The 23,134-nt window shown below is 65.2% G+C and carries 27 protein-coding genes and 1 tRNA gene; 14 read left to right on the forward strand and 14 right to left on the reverse strand.

What is annotated here, in order from left to right; all coding sequences use genetic code 11:
* Positions 1–118 precede the first annotated feature (118 nt).
* Positions 119–571, reverse strand: a complete 453-nt coding sequence (locus ACQR0W_RS12445) for a VOC family protein (RefSeq protein ID WP_315712076.1) — start codon at positions 569–571, stop codon at positions 119–121.
* A 590-nt stretch (positions 572–1,161) separates the two neighbouring features.
* Between ACQR0W_RS12445 and ACQR0W_RS12450 the strand changes: the two genes are divergently transcribed.
* Positions 1,162–1,464: an HU family DNA-binding protein gene (locus ACQR0W_RS12450; protein ID WP_172109121.1), complete on the forward strand. Its 303-nt coding sequence runs from the start codon at positions 1,162–1,164 to the stop codon at positions 1,462–1,464.
* A gap of 469 nt (positions 1,465–1,933) precedes the next feature.
* Here the strand turns inward: ACQR0W_RS12450 and ACQR0W_RS12455 are convergent, their stop codons facing one another.
* Positions 1,934–2,083 carry a hypothetical protein gene (locus tag ACQR0W_RS12455; RefSeq protein ID WP_315751638.1) on the reverse strand — a complete coding sequence of 50 codons (150 nt, stop codon included), beginning with the start codon at positions 2,081–2,083 and terminating at the stop codon, positions 1,934–1,936.
* A 133-nt stretch (positions 2,084–2,216) separates the two neighbouring features.
* Here ACQR0W_RS12455 and ACQR0W_RS12460 point away from each other — a divergent pair, with 133 nt between their 5' ends.
* The gene (locus ACQR0W_RS12460) at positions 2,217–2,501 is read left to right on the forward strand and encodes a hypothetical protein (RefSeq protein WP_316170494.1); all 285 of its coding nucleotides are present in this window, start codon (positions 2,217–2,219) and stop codon (positions 2,499–2,501) included.
* Between the two features lie 62 nt (positions 2,502–2,563).
* Here ACQR0W_RS12460 and ACQR0W_RS12465 read toward each other — a convergent pair whose 3' ends face one another.
* Positions 2,564–2,728, reverse strand: coding sequence for a hypothetical protein (locus tag ACQR0W_RS12465; RefSeq protein ID WP_316186947.1), 165 nt, complete (start codon positions 2,726–2,728; stop codon positions 2,564–2,566).
* A 367-nt stretch (positions 2,729–3,095) separates the two neighbouring features.
* Between ACQR0W_RS12465 and ACQR0W_RS12470 the strand changes: the two genes are divergently transcribed.
* From ACQR0W_RS12470 to ACQR0W_RS12480, 3 genes are all read left to right on the forward strand, one after another.
* Positions 3,096–3,857 (forward strand): SIR2 family NAD-dependent protein deacylase, encoded by a 762-nt coding sequence (locus ACQR0W_RS12470; protein WP_316173688.1) that lies wholly within the window; start codon positions 3,096–3,098, stop codon positions 3,855–3,857.
* A gap of 200 nt (positions 3,858–4,057) precedes the next feature.
* A complete protein-coding gene (locus ACQR0W_RS12475) occupies positions 4,058–4,711 on the forward strand; it encodes a cold-shock protein (RefSeq protein WP_315712071.1) in 654 nt (217 codons plus the stop codon).
* A 162-nt stretch (positions 4,712–4,873) separates the two neighbouring features.
* A tRNA-Pro gene (locus tag ACQR0W_RS12480) sits at positions 4,874–4,950 on the forward strand.
* Positions 4,951–5,273: 323 nt separating this feature from the next.
* Here the strand turns inward: ACQR0W_RS12480 and ACQR0W_RS12485 are convergent.
* The 5 genes from ACQR0W_RS12485 to ACQR0W_RS12505 form a co-directional block, all read right to left on the reverse strand.
* The gene (locus ACQR0W_RS12485; protein WP_316186948.1) at positions 5,274–5,966 is read right to left on the reverse strand and encodes an ABC transporter ATP-binding protein; all 693 of its coding nucleotides are present in this window, start codon (positions 5,964–5,966) and stop codon (positions 5,274–5,276) included.
* A complete protein-coding gene (locus ACQR0W_RS12490; RefSeq protein WP_316164799.1) occupies positions 5,963–7,198 on the reverse strand; it encodes an ABC transporter permease in 1,236 nt (411 codons plus the stop codon). The genes ACQR0W_RS12485 and ACQR0W_RS12490 overlap by 4 nt, the downstream gene beginning before the upstream one ends.
* On the reverse strand, positions 7,195–8,274 hold the full coding sequence (locus ACQR0W_RS12495) for an efflux RND transporter periplasmic adaptor subunit (RefSeq protein WP_316186949.1): 1,080 nt from the start codon (positions 8,272–8,274) through the stop codon (positions 7,195–7,197). Before ACQR0W_RS12495 ends, ACQR0W_RS12490 begins: the two co-directional genes overlap by 4 nt.
* 42 nt (positions 8,275–8,316) lie before the next feature.
* Entirely contained in the window at positions 8,317–8,721 is a 405-nt protein-coding gene (locus tag ACQR0W_RS12500) for a translational machinery protein (RefSeq protein WP_315712066.1), read from the reverse strand.
* A gap of 172 nt (positions 8,722–8,893) precedes the next feature.
* Positions 8,894–10,036, reverse strand: a complete 1,143-nt coding sequence (locus ACQR0W_RS12505; protein WP_315712065.1) for an OpgC domain-containing protein — start codon at positions 10,034–10,036, stop codon at positions 8,894–8,896.
* A 222-nt stretch (positions 10,037–10,258) separates the two neighbouring features.
* Between ACQR0W_RS12505 and ACQR0W_RS12510 the strand changes: the two genes are divergently transcribed.
* Positions 10,259–10,564, forward strand: coding sequence for an ETC complex I subunit (locus ACQR0W_RS12510; protein ID WP_315751632.1), 306 nt, complete (start codon positions 10,259–10,261; stop codon positions 10,562–10,564).
* 24 nt (positions 10,565–10,588) lie between these two features.
* On the opposite strand, the gene ACQR0W_RS12515 is transcribed toward ACQR0W_RS12510, so the two are convergent.
* Complete coding sequence (locus tag ACQR0W_RS12515) at positions 10,589–11,077, reverse strand: Lrp/AsnC family transcriptional regulator (RefSeq protein WP_315712629.1); 489 nt, start codon at positions 11,075–11,077, stop codon at positions 10,589–10,591.
* Positions 11,078–11,090: 13 nt separating this feature from the next.
* Positions 11,091–11,735 (reverse strand): TetR/AcrR family transcriptional regulator, encoded by a 645-nt coding sequence (locus ACQR0W_RS12520; protein ID WP_315712062.1) that lies wholly within the window; start codon positions 11,733–11,735, stop codon positions 11,091–11,093.
* Between the two features lie 330 nt (positions 11,736–12,065).
* Between ACQR0W_RS12520 and ACQR0W_RS12525 the strand changes: the two genes are divergently transcribed.
* From ACQR0W_RS12525 to ACQR0W_RS12535, 3 genes are read left to right on the forward strand one after another with little or no spacing between them, the layout of a single operon-like run.
* Complete coding sequence (locus tag ACQR0W_RS12525) at positions 12,066–13,673, forward strand: carboxyl transferase domain-containing protein (protein ID WP_315712061.1); 1,608 nt, start codon at positions 12,066–12,068, stop codon at positions 13,671–13,673.
* A 2-nt stretch (positions 13,674–13,675) separates the two neighbouring features.
* A complete protein-coding gene (locus ACQR0W_RS12530; protein WP_316186951.1) occupies positions 13,676–15,679 on the forward strand; it encodes an acetyl/propionyl/methylcrotonyl-CoA carboxylase subunit alpha in 2,004 nt (667 codons plus the stop codon).
* A gap of 22 nt (positions 15,680–15,701) precedes the next feature.
* Positions 15,702–16,616, forward strand: a complete 915-nt coding sequence (locus ACQR0W_RS12535) for a hydroxymethylglutaryl-CoA lyase (protein WP_316170497.1) — start codon at positions 15,702–15,704, stop codon at positions 16,614–16,616.
* A 64-nt stretch (positions 16,617–16,680) separates the two neighbouring features.
* Here the strand turns inward: ACQR0W_RS12535 and ACQR0W_RS12540 are convergent, their stop codons facing one another.
* From ACQR0W_RS12540 to ACQR0W_RS12550, 3 genes are read right to left on the reverse strand one after another with little or no spacing between them, the layout of a single operon-like run.
* Positions 16,681–18,039 carry a TRAP transporter large permease gene (locus tag ACQR0W_RS12540; protein ID WP_315712058.1) on the reverse strand — a complete coding sequence of 453 codons (1,359 nt, stop codon included), beginning with the start codon at positions 18,037–18,039 and terminating at the stop codon, positions 16,681–16,683.
* Positions 18,036–18,581, reverse strand: a complete 546-nt coding sequence (locus tag ACQR0W_RS12545; protein WP_315751628.1) for a TRAP transporter small permease — start codon at positions 18,579–18,581, stop codon at positions 18,036–18,038. The genes ACQR0W_RS12540 and ACQR0W_RS12545 overlap by 4 nt, the downstream gene beginning before the upstream one ends.
* A gap of 3 nt (positions 18,582–18,584) precedes the next feature.
* On the reverse strand, positions 18,585–19,607 hold the full coding sequence (locus ACQR0W_RS12550) for a TRAP transporter substrate-binding protein (RefSeq protein WP_315712055.1): 1,023 nt from the start codon (positions 19,605–19,607) through the stop codon (positions 18,585–18,587).
* Positions 19,608–19,969: 362 nt separating this feature from the next.
* On the opposite strand from ACQR0W_RS12550, the gene ACQR0W_RS12555 reads away from it, so the two are divergent.
* Positions 19,970–20,209, forward strand: coding sequence for a pentapeptide MXKDX repeat protein (locus ACQR0W_RS12555; RefSeq protein WP_315755521.1), 240 nt, complete (start codon positions 19,970–19,972; stop codon positions 20,207–20,209).
* A 119-nt stretch (positions 20,210–20,328) separates the two neighbouring features.
* On the opposite strand, the gene ACQR0W_RS12560 is transcribed toward ACQR0W_RS12555, so the two are convergent.
* Positions 20,329–20,682: a DUF6481 family protein gene (locus ACQR0W_RS12560; protein ID WP_315712052.1), complete on the reverse strand. Its 354-nt coding sequence runs from the start codon at positions 20,680–20,682 to the stop codon at positions 20,329–20,331.
* A 323-nt stretch (positions 20,683–21,005) separates the two neighbouring features.
* On the opposite strand from ACQR0W_RS12560, the gene ACQR0W_RS12565 reads away from it, so the two are divergent.
* From ACQR0W_RS12565 to ACQR0W_RS12580, 4 genes are all read left to right on the forward strand, one after another.
* Entirely contained in the window at positions 21,006–21,251 is a 246-nt protein-coding gene (locus ACQR0W_RS12565; protein ID WP_315712050.1) for a hypothetical protein, read from the forward strand.
* A gap of 44 nt (positions 21,252–21,295) precedes the next feature.
* Positions 21,296–21,433 (forward strand): hypothetical protein, encoded by a 138-nt coding sequence (locus ACQR0W_RS12570; RefSeq protein WP_315826914.1) that lies wholly within the window; start codon positions 21,296–21,298, stop codon positions 21,431–21,433.
* Positions 21,434–21,698: 265 nt separating this feature from the next.
* Positions 21,699–22,583 (forward strand): hypothetical protein, encoded by an 885-nt coding sequence (locus tag ACQR0W_RS12575; RefSeq protein WP_410051227.1) that lies wholly within the window; start codon positions 21,699–21,701, stop codon positions 22,581–22,583.
* 155 nt (positions 22,584–22,738) lie between these two features.
* On the forward strand, positions 22,739–23,125 hold the full coding sequence (locus ACQR0W_RS12580; RefSeq protein ID WP_315712048.1) for an NUDIX hydrolase: 387 nt from the start codon (positions 22,739–22,741) through the stop codon (positions 23,123–23,125).
* Positions 23,126–23,134 lie beyond the last annotated feature (9 nt).

A 23,134-nucleotide genomic window follows, 5' to 3' on the forward strand; every position in this document is an offset into this window, starting at 1 on the left:
CCAACAACCACAATAGAAGTCCTCGACCCATCTCGGCCTCCTCGTATCCTCTCCATCGATCGGAGCGACAACGCGAGGGTGGCCACGATGTTCCGGCTGGATCATGAAGGCGAATGACTCACCAATGTCCGGTGTTCGGCATCGACAGCCAGGGCTCGGCCGGCGCCTTCGGCTCGCCCTTCTGCAACAGCTCGATCGAGTGCAGATCGGGCGAGCGGATGAAGGCCATGTTGCCGTCGCGCGGCGGCCGGTTGATGGTGATGCCGAGCTTCATCAGCCGGTCGCAGGTGGCGTAGATGTCGTCGACCTCATAGGCGAGATGGCCGAAGAAGCGGTCCTCGCCATAGCTCTCCTCGTCCCAATTGTAGGTGAGCTCGACCAGCGGGGCGCCACGCGTCGGCGGCAGGCTCTTCAGCAGGTATTCATCTTCGGGTGCGCAGAGAAACACCAGTGTGAAGCGACCCTTGTCGTTGTCGATCCGGCGCACCTCCTTGAGGCCGAGCGCATCGGAATAGAATTTGAGCGCGGCGTCGAGATTGCGCACGCGCAGCATGGTGTGGAGATAACGCATCGTGTCTTCTCTCCCTGAACTCGAAGCGGATGGTCAACGGCCGCCTGCGGACGCCGATCCATAGCAGCAATTCGCCCGCCCGTGTATCGAGCCTGATGCTGCGGCGGTGCCGGCTCGCTCGGATGTGCGGTGCGCGCGACGACGCATTCGACGGGGCTGCGCGGTGTTGCGAGAGCGCCTCCGTATGCCAGCGAATCGCTGTTTTGGCAGTGATTCGCGGCATGGATGAACGAGCGCGATGCGACCGCATGCAGGGATTTCAGCATGTTTCCCCTGCAATGTGCGGCCAAAATCACGCAGGACCGTCGAAAATGCCTGGAAATATAGGGGAAAATGAATCGCTTGCTCCGTTCGATCGCCATCGCAGCTTGACTTCTGCGCGCTCCGTTGGAATTTTGGCGCCGCTGTGGGTGCTTCGGGGCCCCTTGAAATGCAGGAGAATCCCGAAAATCGCGGGGTGATACGCCACTAGACGACTGAAGTCCCGGCTGTGCAATGCAGCCAGAAAGCCCCGACCAGTCTGCGCAGCAATGCGCTGATAGCCGCGCAGTCGTCACGTCATTCACCGGTATCAATCACAAGGAGATACGATGGCTACCCAACTTTCCAAGTCGCAACTGATCGAGAAGATTGCGACCTCGACCGAGCTGTCCAAGCGCGACGTCAAGAACGTCATGGAGACGCTCACCGACGTCGGCCACAAGGAGCTGAAGAAGAACGGCGTGTTCCTGGTGCCGGGCTTCGCCAAGTTCGTCGTCGTCAAGAAGCCCGCCGTGAAGGCGCGCAAGGGCACCAACCCCTTCACCGGCGAAGAGATGATGTTCAAGGCCAAGCCGGCCCGCAAGATCGTGCGCGCCCGCCCGGTCAAGGCCGCCAAGGACGCGGTTGCCTGATCTGAACCGTCAGTCACGGTCGTGATCACGTCAAAGGCCTCCTGAAAAGGAGGCCTTTTTCGTTGCGGGCTGTGTGGTTGCAGCGCGGCTGAGTGTTGCGGTCGCCGAAGCGCCGGCGTCCCCGGACCGCGAAGGTTGGCACCGCGGGGGGCCCGAAAAACGACAGCAGCGCCAGCGCGACGGAATATCTTCGTCGCGTGGCGCCACCCTCGAAACTGGGCCCTGAAATCCCCAGTACTGATGTGTCTCGGGGAGGCGCAGGAAGGTTCAAAGGTCTTTGCGGGAAGATTGACCGGCCCGTACGCCCTCCGGCCTGCGCGGGAGCGCCGTCGCGCGCGCTGGGGAGAAGCCGGTGGATATGGCGCAGCAAGCCGTTGATCCGCGATCCGAAGGGCCCAGGCGAGGAGCTGTGGATAAGCGTTGGATCGGCTGTGGATGAAGGCCCGGCGCTCGCCCGCAAAGCTCGGCTTCAGCGGCGCTCGCCGGTCAGATCCGCTCTGTCGTCCGCAGCTATTTCAGGCGCCGCACCGGCCGCCTCGGTCCTGGGATGACAGGACGCAAGCACGACGAATCCGCCATAGCCGATGATGTTGAACAGAAGTTCCAGCCAGGATGCCATCGGGGATTTCCCTCATGGCGGTGAACGTGTGGCGACGGTCACGGTTCCAACGCGCGCGGCGGTGAGCCGGGCTGCAACCAACTCCCCCGCATCTGCGTTGTTTGGACGCATGGGAATTGGAGGACATTCGATCATGAGAAAGACATTGGCTGTTCTGGCGACCGCGGGCGCCGTCGCCATCACCGCGCTGGCGGCACCCGCGCCGGCACAGGCGCGCGGCATCGGCCCGGGTCTCGCATTCGGCCTCGCGGCGGGAGCGTTGACTGCCGGCGCGATCGCGGCCTCGCACCCGTATTACTATGGTCCGGGCTACGACTACTACGACTACGGCCCGCGTTACGTCTACGCGCCCGGGCCGTATGCCTATTACGGCGGACCGTACTATCATCGCTACCACCACTGGCGTCATCACTGGTAAGCGCCAGTCGTGACAAGGCGAGCCCGGATGGCGAAGGCCTCCGAGCTCTTCTTTCATCCCTGCTATTCCGCGGCCTCGCCGCGCTGCGCCTTCTTCCACGCCAAGCGGGCATATTCCTCGCGTTCGCGCGCGAACTTCTCCTGGGTCGACTTGAACCGTGCAATCCTTGCGGTGATGTCGGTGCGCTCCTTCGCGCGGCGGTCGTCCTGCGTCTCGTTCTGCCTCACGGATCCTCTCTGCTCCGGTCGCTATCCGGCGAGCCTCGCCCTGAGACGCGTGACAAACTTCCTGGCGAATCGCTGGCGCGATGTGGATGTCCGATTGGGGCGTGATTGCGGACGGTCGGCCCCGGCTGCAGGCGGCTCGCGCGTTTTGCTGGGGACGGAAGGCGAGCAACGCCAACGTCTTCCGGTAGACACGAAACAATCTGACTCGCTTTGCTTGCAGTTGCGTCGTTCACGACCGGTTCCGGTGGATGCGGAGTGGCGCAACGACGCAGCCGAGCCGGACACGCTCAGAGGCGGGGGCCAGCTTGCCGTGCTATGAAGGGAGGACAATGATGATGCGAGGTTTCATGGTTCGGGGCCGCCGCTGATGATTGCATCCGATCTGCACGACGGGGTGAACCGCCTGGGAGACATGATCGCTGCGGCGCGGGTGATCGTCCCCTTCACCGGTGCTGGAATATCGACCGAGACGGGCATTCCGGATTTCCGTTCTCCCGGCGGTCTATGGACGCGCAACCGGCCGATCCATTTCGACGAATTCGTCGCCAGCCAGGAGGCGCGGGACGAGGCTTGGCGGCGGCGCTTCGCGATGCAGGGGACGTTTGCCGCGGCGCGGCCCGGCCGCGGCCACCTGGCGCTTTCGTCGCTCTACCGTGCGGGGAAAATTCCGGCCGTCATTACTCAGAACATCGACAACCTGCACCAGGACTCCGGTTTCGCCCCGGATCACGTCATCGAGCTGCACGGCAACACCACCTACGCGCGATGCATCGGATGCGGGCAGCGCTATGAGCTCAACTGGGTGCGCGAGCGCTTCGAGGCCGACGGTGCCGCGCCGGATTGCCCCGAATGCGCGGAGCCGGTGAAGACCGCGACGGTATCCTTTGGTCAGTCGATGCCCGAGCATGAAATGCAGCGTGCCAGCGAACTCGCGCAGCACTGCGATCTGTTCGTCGCGATCGGCTCGTCGCTGGTTGTGTGGCCGGCCGCGGGCTTTCCATTGATGGCAAAGCGGGCTGGCGCGCAACTCGTGATCATCAACCGGGAACCGACCGATCAGGACGACGTTGCAGACCTTGTTATCCACCACGACATCGGCGAAGTACTCGGATCGTTCGTCCGTAATTGAACGGAAATTGATGCATTTTTGTCGGCATCTCTGTTCATATGCCTCACTGAAACCGATTTTTATCTATGCGCGGCACGAGGGAATGTTATCTTTGATTCGAGAGATTCGCGTGACTCATCGTGGGTATAGGTGGTGAGCACGTGTATGAGGGCGCCGTTGCAGGGGTGGCGGCTCACAATTCATATGTGAGGTCCGGGGTTATGGGGTCGGACGGATTTGAGTCCAAGAAGCTTGGGGTGCCGGTCGTTGGTGTATCGACACCAACCCGGCTCGGGGCGGAATATCAAACCGGCGTCGCGCGCGACTCGGCAATCGATGCGATGACCGGTCTTGGCGAGAACCTCGTCGAAATCAGCGGTGTCATCAAATGGTTCGACGCCTCGAAGGGATACGGTTTCATCGTTCCCGACAATGGCTGGCCGGACGTGCTGCTGCACGTCACGGTGCTCAGGCGCGACGGCTACCAGACCGCCTATGAAGGTGCTCGCCTGGTGGTGGAGTGCGTGCAGCGCTCCAAGGGCTACCAGGCCTTCCGCATCGTCTCAATGGACGAGTCGACGGCGATCCATCCGGCGCAGATGCTGCCGCCGCGCACCCATGTGACGGTCACGCCGACCAGCGGGCTGGAGCGAGCCCAGGTCAAGTGGTTCAACCGGCTGCGCGGCTTCGGCTTCGTGACCTGCGGGGAAGGGAGCCCGGACATCTTCGTCCACATGGAGACCCTGCGCCGCTACGGCATGACCGAGCTGCGCCCCGGCCAATGGGTGCTGGTCCGCTACGGGCCCGGCTCCAAGGGCATGATGGCGGCCGAGATCCACCCCGAGACGGGCTCGCCGGCATTGTCCTCGCACTGAGCGAATGCTTGCTGCGACCACCGCATTTGACGGCCCCGGAACGGCGTTTCCTGGGGCCGTTTTTCATGCCGGCTCCATCTTCACGGACGGGCTGCAGTCTTGCTGCGGAGGCCGCGACCGTGTAGTGACGGGTCCTCGAGGACAATCGTCCTTCGAGACCATCGGGGTATAGCGCAGCCTGGTAGCGCGGCAGTTTTGGGTACTGCAGGTCGTTGGTTCGAATCCAGCTGCCCCGACCATCTCCGCAGCGGCGCGGCTTCCCGGGTGAGGCCAATTGCTGGTGCGAACTCCGGCTCGACGCTCACGATAGCGAGAAGGATTTCGGCCAGGCCGCCGGCCGTCAATCGGCACGAGCGACCGCGAGCGCGCCTGGCCAAAAAAATTCGGATGCTCCCGCAGCGGCAAAACCCGGGAGCATCCGAAGTGTGCGGGTGAATCCGGGGAAGGAACATCCGCTGGTCGTCAGCATCCTCTGAATCGAAATCTCGCGTCTTTGCGCTAAATCAAATCAGGCGCAGGAGGCGGTTCGCGCGTCGACCGTGCCGAGGTCGCGGCGGGTGGATCAGCGCGCCAACTCGTCCTGCGCCAGCCGGCCGTCGATGATGTGCACGCGCCGTTGCATCTGAGCGGCGAGGTTGAGATCGTGCGTAACCGCGACGACGGTCTTGCCGCGCAGCGTGACCAGATCGCGCAGGATGCCGAACACCTGCGCGGTCGCGGCGGTGTCGAGGCTGCCGGTCGGCTCGTCGGCGAGGATCACCGGCGGATCGTTGGCGAGCGCGCGCGCCACCGCCACGCGCTGGCGCTGGCCGCCCGACAATTTGTCCGGCGTCTTGCGCAGATGCTCGGCCAGCCCAAGCGACTCCAGCAGCTCCTCGGCACGCTGGGTGATGGCGCGCGGCGACAGCCGTGCCAGCGCGCGCATCGGCAGCGCGACGTTCTCGGTGATCGAGAATTCCGGCAGCAGGAAATGAAACTGGAAGACGAAGCCGAGCCGCGACAGTCGCACCTCGGCGCGCTCATCCTCGCTCATGCCGGTCGTCGAGCGGCCGTCGATCAGCACGTCGCCCTGGCTCGGCAGGTCGAGCAGGCCAAGCAGGTAGAGCAGGGAGGATTTGCCCGAGCCCGACGGTCCGGTGATGGCGATGAGCTCGCGCGGATGGATTACGAGATCGATGTTGGCGACCAGCGTCACCGGCACCTCGCCAGGCAGCACCTTCGTCACTTGCCGCGCCTCGATCAGGGGCGGGCTCACGTCGCCCCCCGGATGATGTCGACCGGATGCAACCGCGCCGCGGCGCGGGCCGGAAAGTAGCCGGCGACCGCGCTGGAGATCAGCGCGACCGCGCCGGCCAGCAGATAGTGCTTCAGCGAATACAGCACGGGCAGATGATTGTAGTCGGAGAACGGCGTCTTGAACTCGAGCGAGGCCAGCCCGCGGGTAAGCAGGTAGCCGAGCGCCCAGCCTAGGGCGGCACCGGTCAGGCCGATGAACAGCGCCTCGACGATGAAGATGGTGCGGACCGTGCGGTCGCGGAAGCCGAGCGACTTGAGGATGGCGATGTCGCGGGTCTTCTCGTGGGTGATGGTCGAGATGATGTTGTAGGTGCCGAAGCTCGCGACCAGCAGGATGGCGCCGACGATGGTGTACATCAGCACGTTGCGCAGCGTGATCGCCGCCAGCAGGTCCTCCTGCGCCTCCTGCCAAGAGACCGCCTTGTAGCCGGTCTGCTCGCCGATGCGCTCGCTGATCAGGCGCGCCTGCATCGGATCGTTGGTGCGGACGCGGATCTCGTTGATGATCCCGGTCTGGCGCTCCAGGATCTGCGCGGTGCGCAGCAGCACGTAGCCGGTGGTCTCGTCGGTGCCGCGGAAGCCGGAATGGAAGATGCCGACGACGGTCGCGTTCATGCTGATGCCCTGGGCCGAGGCGAGCGTGATGTTGGAGTTCACCCGCGCGCCGATCTTGGCCGCGAGCCGGTCGCCGAGCAGGATCGCGTGCGAGGACCGGTACAGCGAATTGAGATTGCCCTGCCGCATGTGGCTCGCCAGCGTCGAGACTTGGCCTTCAGTGCGCGGATCGATGCCGATGATTGCGACCGTCAGGTTGCGGCCGGCGAAGCGCAGCACGGCCTTGGACTGCACCGACGCCGTCAGCGCGCCCGGCACCCAGCCCTGCAGCGAGGCGATGGTGGCCATCGGGTTCTTGATGCCGGGGCGGCGGACATTCGGGGTCAATCGATGATATTCGGCCGCCGCATAGACCTGGTCGGCCGGCTGGCGGGTCGGCTGGCGCAGCTCGTCGGTGATCGAAATGTGCGGCAGCGCGTCGACCAGCGTGCGGATGAAGTCGTCCTGGGAGCCCTCCATCATTGCCGCCATCATCACCGAAAACGCCACGCCGGTCATCACGCCGGCGATCGCGACCAGCGTCTGGCGGGCGCGATGGCGCACATGGGTCCAGGCGATGGTCAGGACGAGGCTCATGGCACGGACGTCTCGGGCTCGATCACGCGAATCCGCTCGCCGTCCTTGATGTCGGCCGTCGCCGGCGCCGCGACCAGCTCGCCCTCGCGGGCGCCGTCGAGGATCTCGACCGCCGCGGAGCCGCGGATGCCGATCCGCACCGCGCGCCGGTGCACACGGCCGCCATCGATCACCATGAGGCTGTTGTTGACGACGGCATTGGCCGGCGCGAGCAGCGTGTCGCCCGTCTCGCGGCTGACGATGTTGGCCTCGACGCTCATGCCGACGCGCAGCGGCGTGTTGTCGGGCAAGCCGATCCGCACTCGGAACGTCTTGGCCACGGGATCACCCGCCGGCGTGATCTGCTTCACCGTCCCGGGCAGGGCCTGGTTGCCGAACGCATCGGCGCGTAGCAGCGCCTTCTGCCCGACCTGGACACGGGGGATGTCCTCCTCGTTGACGTCGGCGACGACCCAGAGCGGCTTCTCCAGGCCGACGCGGTAGAGGATGGTGCCGGGATCGACCATGTCGCCGACCTCGCCGTCCTCCTTGAGGACGACGCCGTCCATCGGCGCCACCAGCTTGAAGTAGTCGAGGCGCTGGGTCTGGGCCGCGATCTGGGCGCGGATGCGGGCGAGATCGCTTTCGGAGCGCTGGTACGCTTGCGAGGTGGCCGCGCCGCGTGCCAGTAGCTGCGTCTGCCGCTCGAATTCGAGGCGCTGGAATTCCTCCTGTGCGCGCAGATCGTTCAAGGTGGCCAGCGCCTCCTTGTCGTCGAGCCGCGCCAGCACGTCGCCGGCCTTGACCAGCTTGCCTTCGCAGCGGCAGCGCTCGACGATGCGGCCGCGGACCAGGGGCGTGCTCCGCGACCACGTCTCCGGCTCCACCGCGCCGGTCGCATACACGATCTCGGCCGCCGTGCCGCGGGTGATGCGGGCGGTCGCGATCAGCGGTCCACGCAGCCACCATGCGGCAAGCCCAGCCAGCGCGCCGAACAGCAGGATGATCGAGAGCAGGCCGCGCCACGGAAAACGACGCCGGCCGCGATCGACGGCCGGCGGGGCAGCAATGGCGTTGGATCGGTCCGGCGCCAGCATGTCCATGATCGAACGGACCCTGCGACGGGAGAAAGGCTATACTTAGCCGGCAGTGCCCGTCGCCACGCGGGGCGGAGCCATCTTGAAGTGCTGTTTGGCATAGGCGACGATCTGGCGATCGGTCGGGTGATCGGCAGCTTCGACGCCGACGATGCGCTTTCCGACCGCAGGATGCTTCTCGTGCAGGTACTTGGCAAGCTCGGTCTTGGCACCGGCCGGGCCGATGATCAGGATCTCGCCGGCGTCATCGAGCGCGTGCGCGACCTCCTCGAGGAAATTCTTGTCGGGCGCCGCGTGGCCGCTGCCGATCTCGTTGGCCTTGTGGTGCAGGTGCTTGGTCTGCAGGTGTGGATGCAGCGTCAGCTCGTCGGCACCGGTCAGTCCGATATGGAACACCTTGGCCTCGCTGTGATCGAGCCACACGACGGCATGGAAATGGGTCGGCATATTCTGGTCCTTGTCAGCAAATCGCCGCGTGGCGGCCTTGCGCGTTCGCTAGGGAACGCGCGCCGCGGAAGGCGGCACTCGTTGTGAAGCAAACCTTAGCGAGCCCGATCGTGGCCGGCTTGATGCAGGTCAACGGACGCGGGACCGCCCCCGCGCCCCTGATGCGCGGGGTTTACTTCGGCGCAGGCGGCTTCGGCAGCGGCTTGTCCTGCCGCTTCGACCAGGAGATGTAGTAGGCCACGGTGGTCATGATCGCGATGCCCGCCGCGCTGACGAGGATCTGCGCCAGCAGCGAACCTGAGCTCAGCATCAGGGTGAAGTGGCCGATGAAGGACAGGAACACGCCGACGCAGAACACCGCCAGCGACTGTTGGCCGCAGACGATGAGGGGATCGAACGCCTTCCACTCCAGGCCCGGCCATTCCTTCGGCACGAACCGGATGACCAAAATGACGATCACCACGAAATGCAGGAAGCGGTACGGCGCGAGATTGGTCTTGTCGTTGGGATTGAAGGCCGAATAGAGCCAGTTCGGAAACATCGATCCGAGCTCGGGGAAGCGGCCGGCCATCGTCATGACCAGCGCGAGCACCATATAGGCGATGCAGAAATACAGCGTGGCCGGCGCCATGATGATGCCCATCGAGCGGCGGGCGCCGCCGAGCGCGCACCACGAGCCGAACACGAACAGCACCTGCCAGCAATATGGATTGAAGTACCAGGTGCCCGCCGGATAGGCCGCGAAATTCCAGCCCATCTGTCGCGCCACGAGCCAAAGCACGATCGAGGCGATCATGGTCAGGTCGGGCTGGCGCAGCATCATCCACAGCACCGGCGGGAAGAAGCCCATCAGCACGATGTAGAGCGGCAGCACGTCGAGATTGACCGGCTTGAACTTCAGGATCAGTCCCTGGGCCAGCGTATCGCTGGCGTGGTCGACGAGGCCTGCGACGTTGAACTCGTCGATGATCTCGGAGACGCCGAACCGCGTCGCCAGATAGCTGATGGCCACAATGTAGATCACGAACAGCACGATGTGGGCGACGTAGAGCTGCCACACCCGCTTGAACAGCCGGGTGGCGCCGACGATGAAGCCGCGGTCGATCATCATGCGCGCATAGACGAACGAGGCGGTATAGCCGGAGATGAACACGAACAGGTCGGCGGCGTCGCTGAAGCCGTAATTCCGCGTGGTGATCCAGTTCACCACGTTGTCCGGGATGTGATCGAGAAAGATCGCCCAGTTGGCGATTCCGCGAAACAGGTCGAGCCGAAGGTCGCGCCCTCGCTCGGGCAGCGTGGCATTGATTTTCATGGCCGCTTCAACGCACTGTTTTGAATGGAAAGCGTTCGGGGAGCAGAGGCGCCGTGGCAGTCGACCGAGATTGTCACGGGACGGCAGAATGACTATACGGGGCACGATAGACGGTCATGTCCAGGATGGGAATCACCGTTCCGTGCCGACGCTTGCCTGTACCCCATCCCGGCCGTTTCCGCCAAACGCATGACGACGCAGCTTCCAGGGGCTCTTCCAGCCATGACCGCACGCATTTTCAAGCCCGCCAAGAACGCGATGCAATCGGGCAAGGCCAAGACCCGGGACTGGCAGTTGGATTATGAGCCGGAGCAGCCGCGTTCGGTCGAGCCGCTGATGGGCTGGACGTCCTCCTCGGACATGAAGCAGCAGGTCACCTTGCGCTTCGACACCAAGGACGAGGCGATCGCCTATTGCGAGCGCAAGGGCATTCCCTATCAGGTGATCGAGCCGAAGGAGCCGGTGAAGCGGCAGATCGCCTATGCCGACAATTTCTCGTTCCGCCGCGGCGAGCCCTGGACGCATTGAGGGGCCGGCCCGGCCGTCATCCGTTCACCCTGTTTGAGGCGGCCCGCCGGGGATGGGCAGTGGAGCGTCCTTGGACAGGCCGAGCACCGGGAAGCTCCTGATGGCCCGGACGCCGGGCAGGGCGGCGAACTGGCGGAGCTGGCGGCTCATGCCTTCGACCCCGGTCGACACGCATTTCAGCAGAAAATCCGCATCTCCCGACAGCCGCCAGCATTGCTGGACCCAGGGCAACGTCACGATCGCGGCCTCGAACGATTCCAGCGCCGTCTGGTGCTGGCTGTCGAGCTGAATCGACACGAACGCGACCACCTCATAGCCCAGCGACCGTTCATCGATGCTGGCGCGGATGGACTTGATCACGCCGCTGCTGCGCAGCGTCCGCACCCGGCGCAGGCAGTTCGGATGCGAGATCCCCACCCGATCGGCGAGCTCGTTGATGCGGATCCGGCCATCGGCCTGGAGCTCCGCCAGGATCCTGCGATCGATCGCGTCAAGCTCCGGGCTGCCAGCCATCGGCGCGGCCCGTTCAGCCGGTCGGGTGATCAGGCCGGCCACCGCCGGCCTGATCAGGCCCGGTGATGCGCGGCATGACGCCCGAGAGCACGAGCTTCTCGTGGGCCGCGATGATCGCCTCCCTGGTGAGCCGGCCGCCAGGACGGTACCAGCTGCACAGCCCGGTCAGGAGCGCGATGATGGCAAAGGTCGCGACCTGGATGTCGTCAACGTCGAACACGCCTTGCGCCACACCGTCGCCGAGGATGTCGGCCAGCCGGCGCTCATAGGCGCCGCGCAGCGCCACCACCGCCTCATAGTTGCGGGGATCGAGGCTGCGCAGCTCCGAATTGGCGATGAAGACCTCGCGCTTCCGGGTCATGTGATAGCTGACGTGGAAGGCGACGAACGCCCGCAGGCGTTCGACGGGGCCATGGGTGTCGCGCAGCGCTTGGTCGAGCTCGCGCAGGAGATTGTTGATGTGGTCCTGGATCAGCTCCGCCAGCAGCTCCTGCTTGGTGCTGATGTGATTGTAGAGCGAGCCTGGCTGGATGCCGACCTCGGCGGCGAGCTGGCGGAGGCTCATGGCCTCATAGCCGTGCTGGAAGATCAGCCGCAGGCCGGCCTTGCGGATCGCCTCCATCGTCGTCGGACCATGTGACCCGATCGTGCGCGCCATCTCGTCCTCGCTGGACCGTCCCGGTGCCGATCGCGGCGGATCCGCCTCGGGAGGGGCCCCGTAGTGAAGTCTGAAAATTCCGTGGTCTCAAGCAAATGCTGCTCACCCCGGACCCTACAACAATCCGCTTGAGAATAGAATTTAAAAACGTATGATCGTTTAATTCGAGAAGGACGGACGGCCGCAGACCGGGCCGCCGACGACGGGCAGGGAGGACAGCATGCGGGCAAAGATGGTACACCCAGGCTCTCAGCGGCCTGAACGGCCGCGACCGCTCTGACGCGTGCTCCCACGGCTTCCCCCTCCAGCCTCGCAACGAAGACGCCGGTCATGACGCTTCACTCCACGATCGATCCATCGTCCTCCGATTTCGCCCGCAATGCCGACGCCATGCGCGCGCTGGTCGCCGACCTCAGGACGAAGCTGGGGCAGGTCGCCGAGGGCGGCGGCGAGGCCTCGCGCAAGCGGCACCTGTCGCGCGGCAAGATGCTGGCGCGTCAGCGTGTGGACCTGCTGCTCGACCCTGGAACGGCGTTCCTGGAGCTGTCGCCATTGGCCGCGCACGGGCTCTATGGCGGCGACGTCCATTCGGCGAGCATCGTCACCGGCATCGGCCGCATTGCCGGCCGCGAATGCGTCGTCGTCGCCAACGACGCCACCATCAAGGGCGGCACCTACTACCCGATGACGGTGAAGAAGCACCTGCGCGCCCAGGACATCGCGCGGCAGAACAACCTTCCCTGCGTCTACATGGTCGATTCCGGGGGCGCGTTCCTGCCGCTGCAGGACGAGATCTTCCCGGACGAGCGGCATTTCGGCCGCATCTTCTACAATCAGGCGCAGATGTCGGCGCAAGGCATCCCGCAGATCGCGATCGTGATGGGCTCGTGCACCGCCGGCGGCGCCTATGTGCCGGCGATGTCGGACGAGAGCATCATCGTGCGCAATCAGGGCACGATTTTTCTTGGCGGCCCGCCGCTGGTGAAGGCGGCGACCGGCGAGGTGGTCACCGCCGAGGAGCTGGGCGGCGCCGACGTGCATTCACGCCAGTCGGGCGTCACCGATCACTACGCACAGAACGACGCCCATGCGATCGGCATCGCGCGTCGCATCGTCGGCACGCTGAAGCCGCCGGGCGCGCGCAGTGCGCTGAACATGCGCGAGGTGCGCGAGCCGCGCTATGCGGCGGAAGAGATCTACGGCGTCGTGCCGGTCGACGGCCGCAAGCCGTTCGACGTGCGCGACATCATCGCGCGGGTGGTCGACGGCTCGGAGTTCGACGAGTTCAAGAAGCTCTACGGCCAGACGCTGGTGTGCGGCTTCGCCCACATCTGGGGCCATCCGGTCGGCATCATCGCCAACAACGGCATCCTGTTCAGCGAGAGCTCGCTGAAGGGTGCGCATTTCATCGAACTGTGCTGCCAGCGCAACATTCCGCTGGTGTTCCTGCAGAACATCACCGGCTTCATGGTCGGCAAGAAATACGAGGCCGGCGGTATCGCCCGTGACGGCGCCAAGCTGGTGACTGCGGTCGCGACCGCGTCGGTTCCCAAGTTCACCGTGGTGATCGGCGGCTCCTACGGCGCCGGCAATTACGGCATGTGCGGCCGCGCCTATGCGCCGCGTTTCCTCTGGATGTGGCCGAACGCGCGCATCTCGGTGATGGGCGGCGAGCAGGCCGCGATGGTGCTGAGCCAGGTCCGCCGCGACGGCATCGAGGCCAAGGGCGAGAGCTGGCCTGCGGAAGAGGAAGAGAAATTCCGCAGCCCCATCCGTGCGCAATACGAGGCCCAGGGCAATCCCTACTACGCGACGGCGCGGCTGTGGGACGACGGCGTGATCGATCCCGCCGATACCCGCCTCGTGCTCGGGCTCGGATTGTCTGCCGCCGCCAATGCCCCGGTCGAGCCGACCAAATTCGGCCTGTTCAGGATGTGATCATGGCTCGTCCCGGATTGTATCGTCGTTTTCGCAAGCTCCTGATCGCCAACCGCGGCGAGATCGCCGTGCGCGTCATCCGCACGGCACGCGCGATGGGATTGAAGACCGTCGCGGTCTACTCCGAGGCGGATCGAAACGCGCTGCATGTCGCGCTCGCCGACGAGGCGGTGCTGCTCGGCCCCGCACGCGCCCGCGATTCCTATCTCAACATCGAGCGCTTGATCGAGGCTGCGAGGCAGACAGGCGCCGAGGCGGTTCATCCCGGCTATGGCTTCCTGTCCGAGAGCGCCGAATTCGCGCAGACCTGTCTCGACGCGGGCCTGGTGTTCGTCGGGCCGACGGCCGCGATGATCACCGCGATGGGTTCCAAGTCCGGCTCCAAATTCCTGATGGAGCAGGCCGGCGTGCCGCTGGTGCCCGGCTATCACGGCGAGGCGCAGGACGAGGCGACGCTCGCCAATGAAGCCGCGCGGATCGGCTTTCCCGTTCTGATCAAGGCCTCCGCCGGTGGCGGCGGCCGCGGCATGCGCGTGGTCAATGCAGCCGGCGATCTCGCTGATGCCGTCACCAGCGCCAAGCGCGAGGCCAAGGCGGCGTTTGGCGACGACCGTGTGCTGATCGAGAAATTCGTCCAGAACCCGCGCCACATCGAGGTGCAGATCATCGGCGACAGCCACGGCAATCTGGTGTCGCTGTTCGAGCGCGAATGCACCTTGCAGCGTCGGCACCAGAAGGTGATCGAGGAGGCGCCGTCGCCGACGCTGACGCCGGAGCAGCGGGAGACGGTCTGCGCCGCGGCGCGTCGCGCGGCCGGCGCGGTCAACTATGTCGGGGCGGGCACCATCGAGTTCGTCTCCGACGGCCGCGACGTGTTCTTCATAGAGATGAACACGCGCCTGCAGGTCGAGCATCCCGTCACCGAGTTGATCACCGGCGTCGATCTCGTCGAATGGCAGTTGCGCGTCGCCTTCGGCGAAGCGCTGCCGCTGACGCAGGACCAGATCCGCTTGCATGGCCATGCCATCGAGGCACGCGTCTACGCGGAGAATCCCGCCAAGAATTTCATGCCCTCGGTCGGCACGATCAAGACCTGGCGGCTTCCCGCTGAAACCGGCGGCCTGCGCATCGATGCCGGCTATCGCGAGAGCGATGTGGTCTCGCCCTATTACGACGCGATGCTCGCCAAGATGATCGCCTGGGCGCCGACCCGCGAGGTCGCGATCGAGCGGCTCAACCGCGGCCTTGAGGACACCGACGTCCGAGGTATCGTCAGCAACATCCCGTTCCTGTCGTCGCTGCTAACGCATCCCGACGTCGTGGCGAACGCGATCGACACCGGTTTCATCGAGCGCCATCTGACACATCTGACCCCGTCGGGGGCGGTGGCCGGCGACCTCGAGCTCAGTGCCGCCGTCGCGGCCATTCTCATCGGCGAGCAGACCGCGGCCAAGGAGCAAGGCTCGCCGTGGCGCGCATCCGGTTGGATGCCGGTGGGGCTGCGGCAGCGCGTGTTCTCGTTCCGCCAAAGCGCGGCGAATGAACCGCGGACCGCCACGCTGGCCTATGGTCCCAGCGTGCAGCGCCTGTCGATCGAGGGTCGTGAGACCTCGTTCTCGGCACTTCCGACTGATGACGGCGGCTTCGACCTTGTGTGCGACGGCGTCAAATCCCATGTGGTGGCCGTCATCGAGGGCCATGAGCTGTACCTGCGGACCCGCAACGGCCGTTTCGATCTGCATTGGATCGATCCGTTCGGCGGTGACGACGAGGAGCAGGCCGGCGAGGACAAGATCGTGGCACCGTTGCCAGGGACCGTCGTGGCGCTGCTTGCGCAGGAAGGCGCCGTCCTGGAGAAGGGTGCGGCGATCCTGACGCTCGAAGTCATGAAGATGGAGCAGACCCTGCGGGCGCCGTTCGCAGGCCGGCTCAAGGCGATCAAGTGCAAGGTCGGCGACATCGTGCAGGAAGGCGTCGAACTGGCGGACCTCGAACCGTCCGCCTGATCCTCGAACCGAAGAGGTCGGCATGAGCGAGAGCGTGCGCATCATCGAAATGGGCCCGCGGGACGGCCTGCAGAACGAGAAGATGTCGATCAGCGTCGCCGATCGCATCGCCTTCATCCGCGCGCTGGTCGCGGCGGGCCTGACCACGGTCGAGGTCGGCGCCTTCGTCTCGCCCAAGGCGATCCCGCAGATGGTGGGCTCGGACGAGGTCATGCGCAGCGTGGCTGCACTGCCCGGCGAATTCCATGTGCTGGTGCCCAATGTGAAGGGCTATGAGGCCGCGCGCGCCGCCGGCGCCAGGGTGATTTCCGTGTTCACTGCGGCCTCCGAAAGCTTCTCCCGCGCCAACATCAACTGTTCGATCGCGGAGTCGCTGGAGCGCTTCAAGCCGGTGATCGCCCACGCCAGGACCGACGGCATCAAGGTGCGCGGCTACGTCTCCTGCGCGCTTGGCTGTCCCTATGAAGGTGAGATCAAGCCGCAGGCCGTAGCCGGCGTAGCCAAGGCGCTGTGGGATCTGGGCTGCTACGAGGTCTCGCTGGGTGACACGATCGGTGTCGGGACGCCGCTCAAGGCCAAGCAGATGCTGCGCGCCGTCTGCGACGATGTGCCGGTGACGCATCTGGCGATGCATTTCCACGACACCTACGGCCAGGCGCTGGCCAATCTCTATGCGGGCATGGAGGAGGGCGTCCGCGTCATCGATGCCGCGGCCGGCGGCCTCGGCGGCTGCCCGTTCGCGCCGGGCGCGACTGGCAACGTCGCGACCGAGGACGTCGTCTACATGCTCGAAGGCATGGGCATCGGCACCGGCGTCGACATGACGAAACTGCTGGCCGCCACCAACGACATGAGCCGGCTGCTCGGTCGGCCACCCGTGAGCCGTGTTGCAGCGGCGCTGAACGCGAAGAACAGGCGAATAGCGAATGGCGAGTAGTGAATAGGGGGCCCACTCGCTAGATCGCTATTCGCTACTCCCTATTCGCCATTCACGGGCCGCGTCAGCGGCTGAGATCCGGCCCCATCACGAGATCCGGCAGCGCCGTCGAGATCTGCGGCACGAAGCAGAGCAGCAGCACGGCGGCCATCATCAGCAGCACGAACGGCAGCGTGCCCCAGATCACCTCGCGCAGCGGGATGTCCGGCGCGACGTTCCTGATGACGAAGATGTTCAGACCCACCGGCGGGTGAATCAGGCCCATCTCCATCACGATCGTCATCACCACGCCGAACCAGATGATGTCGAAGTTTGCTGCCCGCAGAGGCGGCAGGATGATCGGGGCAGTCATCAGGATGATCGATACCGGCGGCAGGAAGAAGCCGAGCACGACCACCATCAGCAGGATCGCGAACAACAGTTCCCAGCGCGGCAGGTGCATCGCCACGATGGACTCCGCCACCGACTGCGAGATGTGCAGGTAGCTCATCACGTAGGAGTACAGCAGCGACATGCCGATGATCAGCATCAGCATGGTCGATTCGCGCAGCGTCGCCTTCATGATGGGCGCGAGATCGGCCGGGCTCCAGACGCGGTAGATGATCGCGATCAGCACGAGCGCGAGGATGCCACCGAGACCGGCTGTTTCCGATGGCGTGGCGAGGCCGCCATAGAGCGCGACCATGACGCCGGTCAGCAGCAGCACGAACGGAATCACGCGTGGCAGCACGGAGAAGCGCTGCGCCATCGTAAAATCGTCCTTGGTCAGGATGTCCGACCACGCGCCCGATTTCTCATAGACGGCTTTCGCGCGCGCATATTCCTGCCGGAAGCGCACCACCGAATAGACGCCGAACAGGGTCACCAGCAGCAGCCCGGGGCCGATACCGGCCAGGAACAGCCGTCCCAGCGATTTCTCCGCCGCGATCGCGAACAGGATCATCGTAATCGAGGGCGGCAGCAGAATGCCGAGCGTGCCGCCGGCCGCGATGATACCGGCGGCGAAGCCCCCGGAATAGCCGCGCTTGCGCATCTCGGGAATTCCGGCCGAGCCGATCGCCGAGCAGGTCGCGGGGGATGATCCCGCCATCGCCGCGAACAGCGCGCAGGCGAACACGTTGGCGACGCCCAATCCGCCGGGCACGCGATGCAGCCACGCATGCAGCGCCGAGTAGAGGTCCTGGCCTGCGCGGGAGCGGCCGATCGCCGCGCCCTTGAGGATGAACAGCGGGATCGATAGCAGCGTGATCGACGCCATTTCCTCGTAGACGTTCTGCGTGACCGTATCGAGCGACGCGGCAGGCATGTAGATGGCCATGAACACGACGGCCACGGCGCCGAGCGCGAACGCGATCGGCATGCCCGCGAACATCGCAAACAGGGTCGAGAGTCCGTAGGCAACCCCAATTCCGAACACGCTCATCGACGCGCTCCGGTCAGCGGAGCCACGATCTGCAGCAGCATCTGCAGGCACAGCAGGGTCATCCCGGCGGCCATCAGGCCGTAAGGAATCGCCAGCGGCGGCGACCACATCGAATTCGAGACCTGACCATCGACCCAGGCCTCATGTGTCAGGGTCCAGGATTTCCAAGTGAAGAAGGCACAAAACAAAAAGCTCGCGACGTCGACCAGCCAGAGCCTGATCTTGTTGGCGAGCGGCGACATCAGCCCAACGAAGGCTTCGATGCTGACGTGGCCGCGATGCTCCTGCACATAGGCCGCAGTCATGAAGGTGGCGCCGACGAGCAAGAACACGGCGGCTTCGTCCTGCCAGTAGTTGGCGGCCTTGAACAGTGCACGGCCCGCCACGCTGTAGCTCAGGATGAGGCAGGCCGCGACCAGTGCGAACGCGGCCAGAACCACGATGATGCGATTGAGCAGCGAGACAACACGCTGGAGCGGCGCCAGCGGACCGCTGGCGCCGATGGCTGTCGTGGCCTCGGTATCGATAACGGGCGCGTGCATCAATCAGGCCGCGACGTCGGAAGCGAGCTTGAGGAGCTTGGCGCAGTTCGCAGACTTGCCGCCATAGTCCTTCCAGGCCGTGTCACGGGCAATGTCGCGCCATTTATTGACGGTCTGGACATCGAGCTCCACAACCTTCGCGCCCGCCTTTTCGTAGACCTTGGCAACTTCGATGTCGTCGTCCTGCGCGCCCTTGCGCCCGAACGCCTCCATCTCCGCGCCGACCGCGAGGAGGATGTCCTGCTGGTTCTTCGGCAACTTGTCGAACGAGGCCTTGGACATCATCAGCGGCTCGAGCATGAACCAGTACGACGCCTTGGCGCCGGAGGTCAGGGCCTTCGACACTTCCTCCAGGCGGAACGAGATCAGGCTGGTCGACGAGGTGATGCCGGCATCGCAGGCGCCGGTCTGCATCGCGGTGTAGATTTCGTTCGATGGCACCGACAGCACCGAGGCGCCGGCGGTCTGCAGCACCATGTCCATCTCGCGCGAGCCGCCGCGCACCTTCATGCCCTTGGCGTCCTCCGGCGTCACCAGCGGCCGCGATCGGCTGGCAACGCCGCCCGCCTGCCAGACCCAGGTCAGCAGGATGATGCCCTTGTCGGCCAGAAAATCGCTCAGCGTCTTGCCGACCGGCTCATTCTTCCAGCGCATGCCCTGGTCGTAGGTCGTGACCAGACCCGGCATCAGCGCGATGTTGGTCTCAGGCACTTCGCCGCCGGCGTAAGGCATCGGATAGAGGCTGATGTCGAGCGCGCCCTTCCGCATGGCCGAGAACTGCGCGACGGTCTTGATGAGCGAGGAGTTGGGATAGATCTCGGTCGCGATCTCGCCGCCGGAGCGCTTCGCAACCTCCTCGGAGAACACCCGGCAGAGCCGGTCGCGGAAATCGCCCTTGTCAATGGTGCCGCCGGGAAACTGGTGAGAGATCTTCAGCGTCGTTGCTGCGTGGGCCGTACCGGTTCCAAAACGCAGCATGGCCGGCGCAGCGAGCGCGGATGCGATGACATGACGGCGTGTGAGCATGAGATTTCCCCTGAACAACTTCTGGTTGGGTTCCCGACCCGGTTCGTTGGCGTGACTTATACCAGCCAATCTGTCGAGCTTACCTCTAGCCGAACTAGACAGTTCGTTCGAGGCCAAATGCATGGGAAGCGACATATTGCTGCGGCGCACGTACCGGCCTGTGAATCCCTTGCGCGGTTGTACTAACATGGTCTTGCCGGGCAAAATTGTGTCCTCGATTCCGGAACGGGACGCATTCGAGTCAAATTTGATCGAACAAAATTCTCGCCCGCGCTCGTAACAATCGCCTTCATCGGAACGTCGATATCCAAGAACGGCGCGTCCGTCGCCGTCGAACCCCGTCATACGAAGGAGCGATCATCATGACCAATCGTAGCCGCCTCATCCTCGGTATCTCCGCTGCCGCCCTCGCGTTCAACGTGGCCGTCGCGCCGGCGGCCTTCGCGGAAGACAAGATGAGCAAGGACGATGGGATGAAAAAGGGCGCGATGTCCCACGACGGCATGAAGAAGGACTCGATGGCGAAAGACGCCATGAAGAAGGACGATGCCATGTCCAAGGACGGGATGAAGAAGGACGACGGCATGATGAAGAAGAACTAGCTCGTCTCGCACGGCATCGTGCGATGGGACGACCGTATCAGTCCCATCGCCGATGAATTGAGGAGTCGCGCGATGCCGGACGCGACGACGCGCAGGTCTGGTGGCGGCGGCGTCGCTGCTTACTTCTTCTTTCCACGGGCCTTGCGCGCGGCGTAGCGCGCATCACGCTTCGCCTTCTGCTCGGCTTCCATCTCGGCCAAGCGGGCGGCTTCTTCTTCCGCCTCGCGCGCAAGCCGGGCACTCTCGGCGGCCTTGGCCTCTTCCTCGAGACGCTGCTGCTCAGCCTTGGCGGCCTCGCGCTCCAATCGCTGCTGCTCGCGGCGGGCGGCGGCGGCCTCGCGCTCCTGCCGTCGCTTCACGACTTCGGGATCGTCCGGTCCCGGCTGCGATTTGAACTTCTGCACGATGCTCTGGCGGGCCTGCTGCGCGGCCTTCTGCCGATCGGCAAATCCAGGTTCCTTGAATCCTCTCATGGAGACGTCGTCACTTCGCTATTTGGGTGTTCGATCAGGGTGTGGTCGGTCAGGGGCTGCACGCGCCGCCAGGCAATTCTTCCACGAGATCGTGAACACGAGCGGAGGCCGACGCGAGCCCGTGTGTATAGGATCGCATGCGTCGATGACAAATGCTTTATCGCCGCTCCTCCACATCCGTCCTGCCTGGCGCTTGCATGGCGCTCGCCGGAGGCTATGTAACCATCCCCGTCGCTGACGCAGGTCGGCCGGCCGTGAGTCGCTTCACGCCTCGCGGGCACCAGCGCACCGCCCGGGTGCGACATCCAACGGAGTTGACCGGCATGACCTCTGTTCGCCGCGGGCGCATGGCGCTCGGCCTCGCGCTCGTCGCTCTCGTGGTCAGCGCATGCGTGATGACGGCGGTCCTCGCCCGCCCGAGGCCCGTTTCGGCCGGTGTGCTGGGTTCCGAATGGGAATGCGGGCAGCTGTTCTGGGTGACGAGCTGTACCCGGATCGAATCGATCTCGCCGGCATCGCGCCAGCAGCAGCAACCGCACGGTGAGGCCGCTGGCCTGCGTGCCGCCTAGGCGCACCGGCGATGAGTACGCAGGGGCCGGATAGACGTGGCGCCGTGGCGGCACTCGTGTTCGCGGCGCTCGTCGTGGCCTTCGGCTTGTGGCTGGCCCGCAGCTTGACCTCCGCAAGCCGGATGCAGGATTGCCTGATGTCGGGACGAACCAACTGCAATGTGATCGTGCCTGACCGGTGACCGCCGATCTGCCCGTACCGGATCGGCAAGGCCGCGCCGGCGAGTTTGCATGATCGGAGCGGCGAATCAGCCGGCGTCTCGGCTAACCTGACGGCAGGAGGTTGACTTGGCCGCAAATTAGTCGGGATTTTACCCGTTTGTCGCGCAAACTATGGTGTGTCCGGACCATCCACGCCGAAGCCGGCGATCCGGGATCATCAATCCGCATCACACCCCGCGTGCGCGGCAACCAGCGCAGACGGCGGGCGATCAAGGGTAGGGGAGAATGACGTTGTCCAACCAGAGCACACGGTGGCTGCCCGCGATCGTGATCCTGACCGCGGTCGTGATCCCCGCCCAAGCCTGGGCGCAAACCCAGGACCAGGCTGGTCCTGGCGCCGGGCATTCGCCCCAGGCCCGCCCGCCGGGTGTCATTCGCCAAGCGCCGACCCAGGGTGGGCAACCGGCCGGCCAGCCCCATGTCCAGATCCCGCGGCAAGCCGGCCCCATGGCCGGCCAGCCGCAGGGAGCACAGCCGGGCGCACCGCCGCGGGCTGCCGTTGGCCCTCAGGGACGTCCGCCGGGAGCCGGTCAGGGCTTCGCAGCGGGCCACGGCCCGGGCCCTGGTCCGGCGATGGCCGGGCGGGGACCGGATGCGCGTTATGCGCACGGCCGGGTCGCGGTGCGCGACTATGGTGGGCAGTCTTATCGCGGCCGGGTCGGCTGGGAGGGTGGCCGATGGCGGCACGAGGTTCACAACGGCCGCCCTGGCTGGTGGTGGGACGTCGGCGGCGTCTGGTACTATTATCCCGAGCCCATGGAAGGGCCGCCGACCTACGTGTCGGAGGACTATGCTGACGATGTGGTCTATGCGCCGTCGGCGGCCTACGAGGCGCCCCCGCCGGTTGCCTACGAGCCGGCGCCGCCTCCGGCCGAAGTCGATCCGGGCGCCAGCGCGCTCGGGGGCGCGATCATCGGCGGGGTGCTCGGCGGTATCCTCACCGGCAAGGCGGGCGGTGCCGCGGCGGGCGCCGTGCTTGGTGGTGCCACCGGCGCGATCGCCGGCGCTACGGCTGCGGCGCGACCAGGCTACTATCTGTCGCAGGGCAATTGCTACTATCGATATCCGTCGGGAGAGTATGTGGCGGTCGATCCGCGCTCCTGCTACTGAGCGCTGCCGACGGTCGGAGCGCTGCAGTGAGCTTGGTTGGCCGCTGCGGAGCTCTGGCCGAATCTCCGCAAAGCTCCGGAGCGGGAGTTGGAGCGAATCTTGATAGACTCCACTTCATTGTTCGTCACTGTTCGAGAGGTGAGAGCTCCGGGGCCATGACCAAGGCGTCCAAGCTGGTTGCCGCCAAGGGCGGAAGGGTTCTCCTGGTCCGGCGCCGGGCCGACGGGCGCTGGATGTTTCCGGGTGGCCGCAAACGCGCGCAGGAGACGGCGAAGGACTGCCTGAAGCGCGAAATCAAGGAGGAGCTTCCCAAGCTCAAGCTCGGCCGGCTGCGGCTATGGAAGGAAGTCACCGCCAAAAACAAGCGCTCGGGTCGCAAGATGAGCGACGCCATCTTCATCGCCAAGCATGCCAAAGGGCGCCTGGAGATCGGAGACAAGAAGGAGATCGACCGCGCGGTGTGGCAAAAGCCCTACGGACTCAGCCTGACGCCGACGTCGCGCTACATCCGCGACCAGCTGTTTCCACGAAAGTCGGACTGAACCATCGTA

Source organism: Bradyrhizobium sp. HKCCYLRH1034 (genome assembly GCF_051168375.1).
Taxonomy (GTDB): domain Bacteria; phylum Pseudomonadota; class Alphaproteobacteria; order Rhizobiales; family Xanthobacteraceae; genus Bradyrhizobium.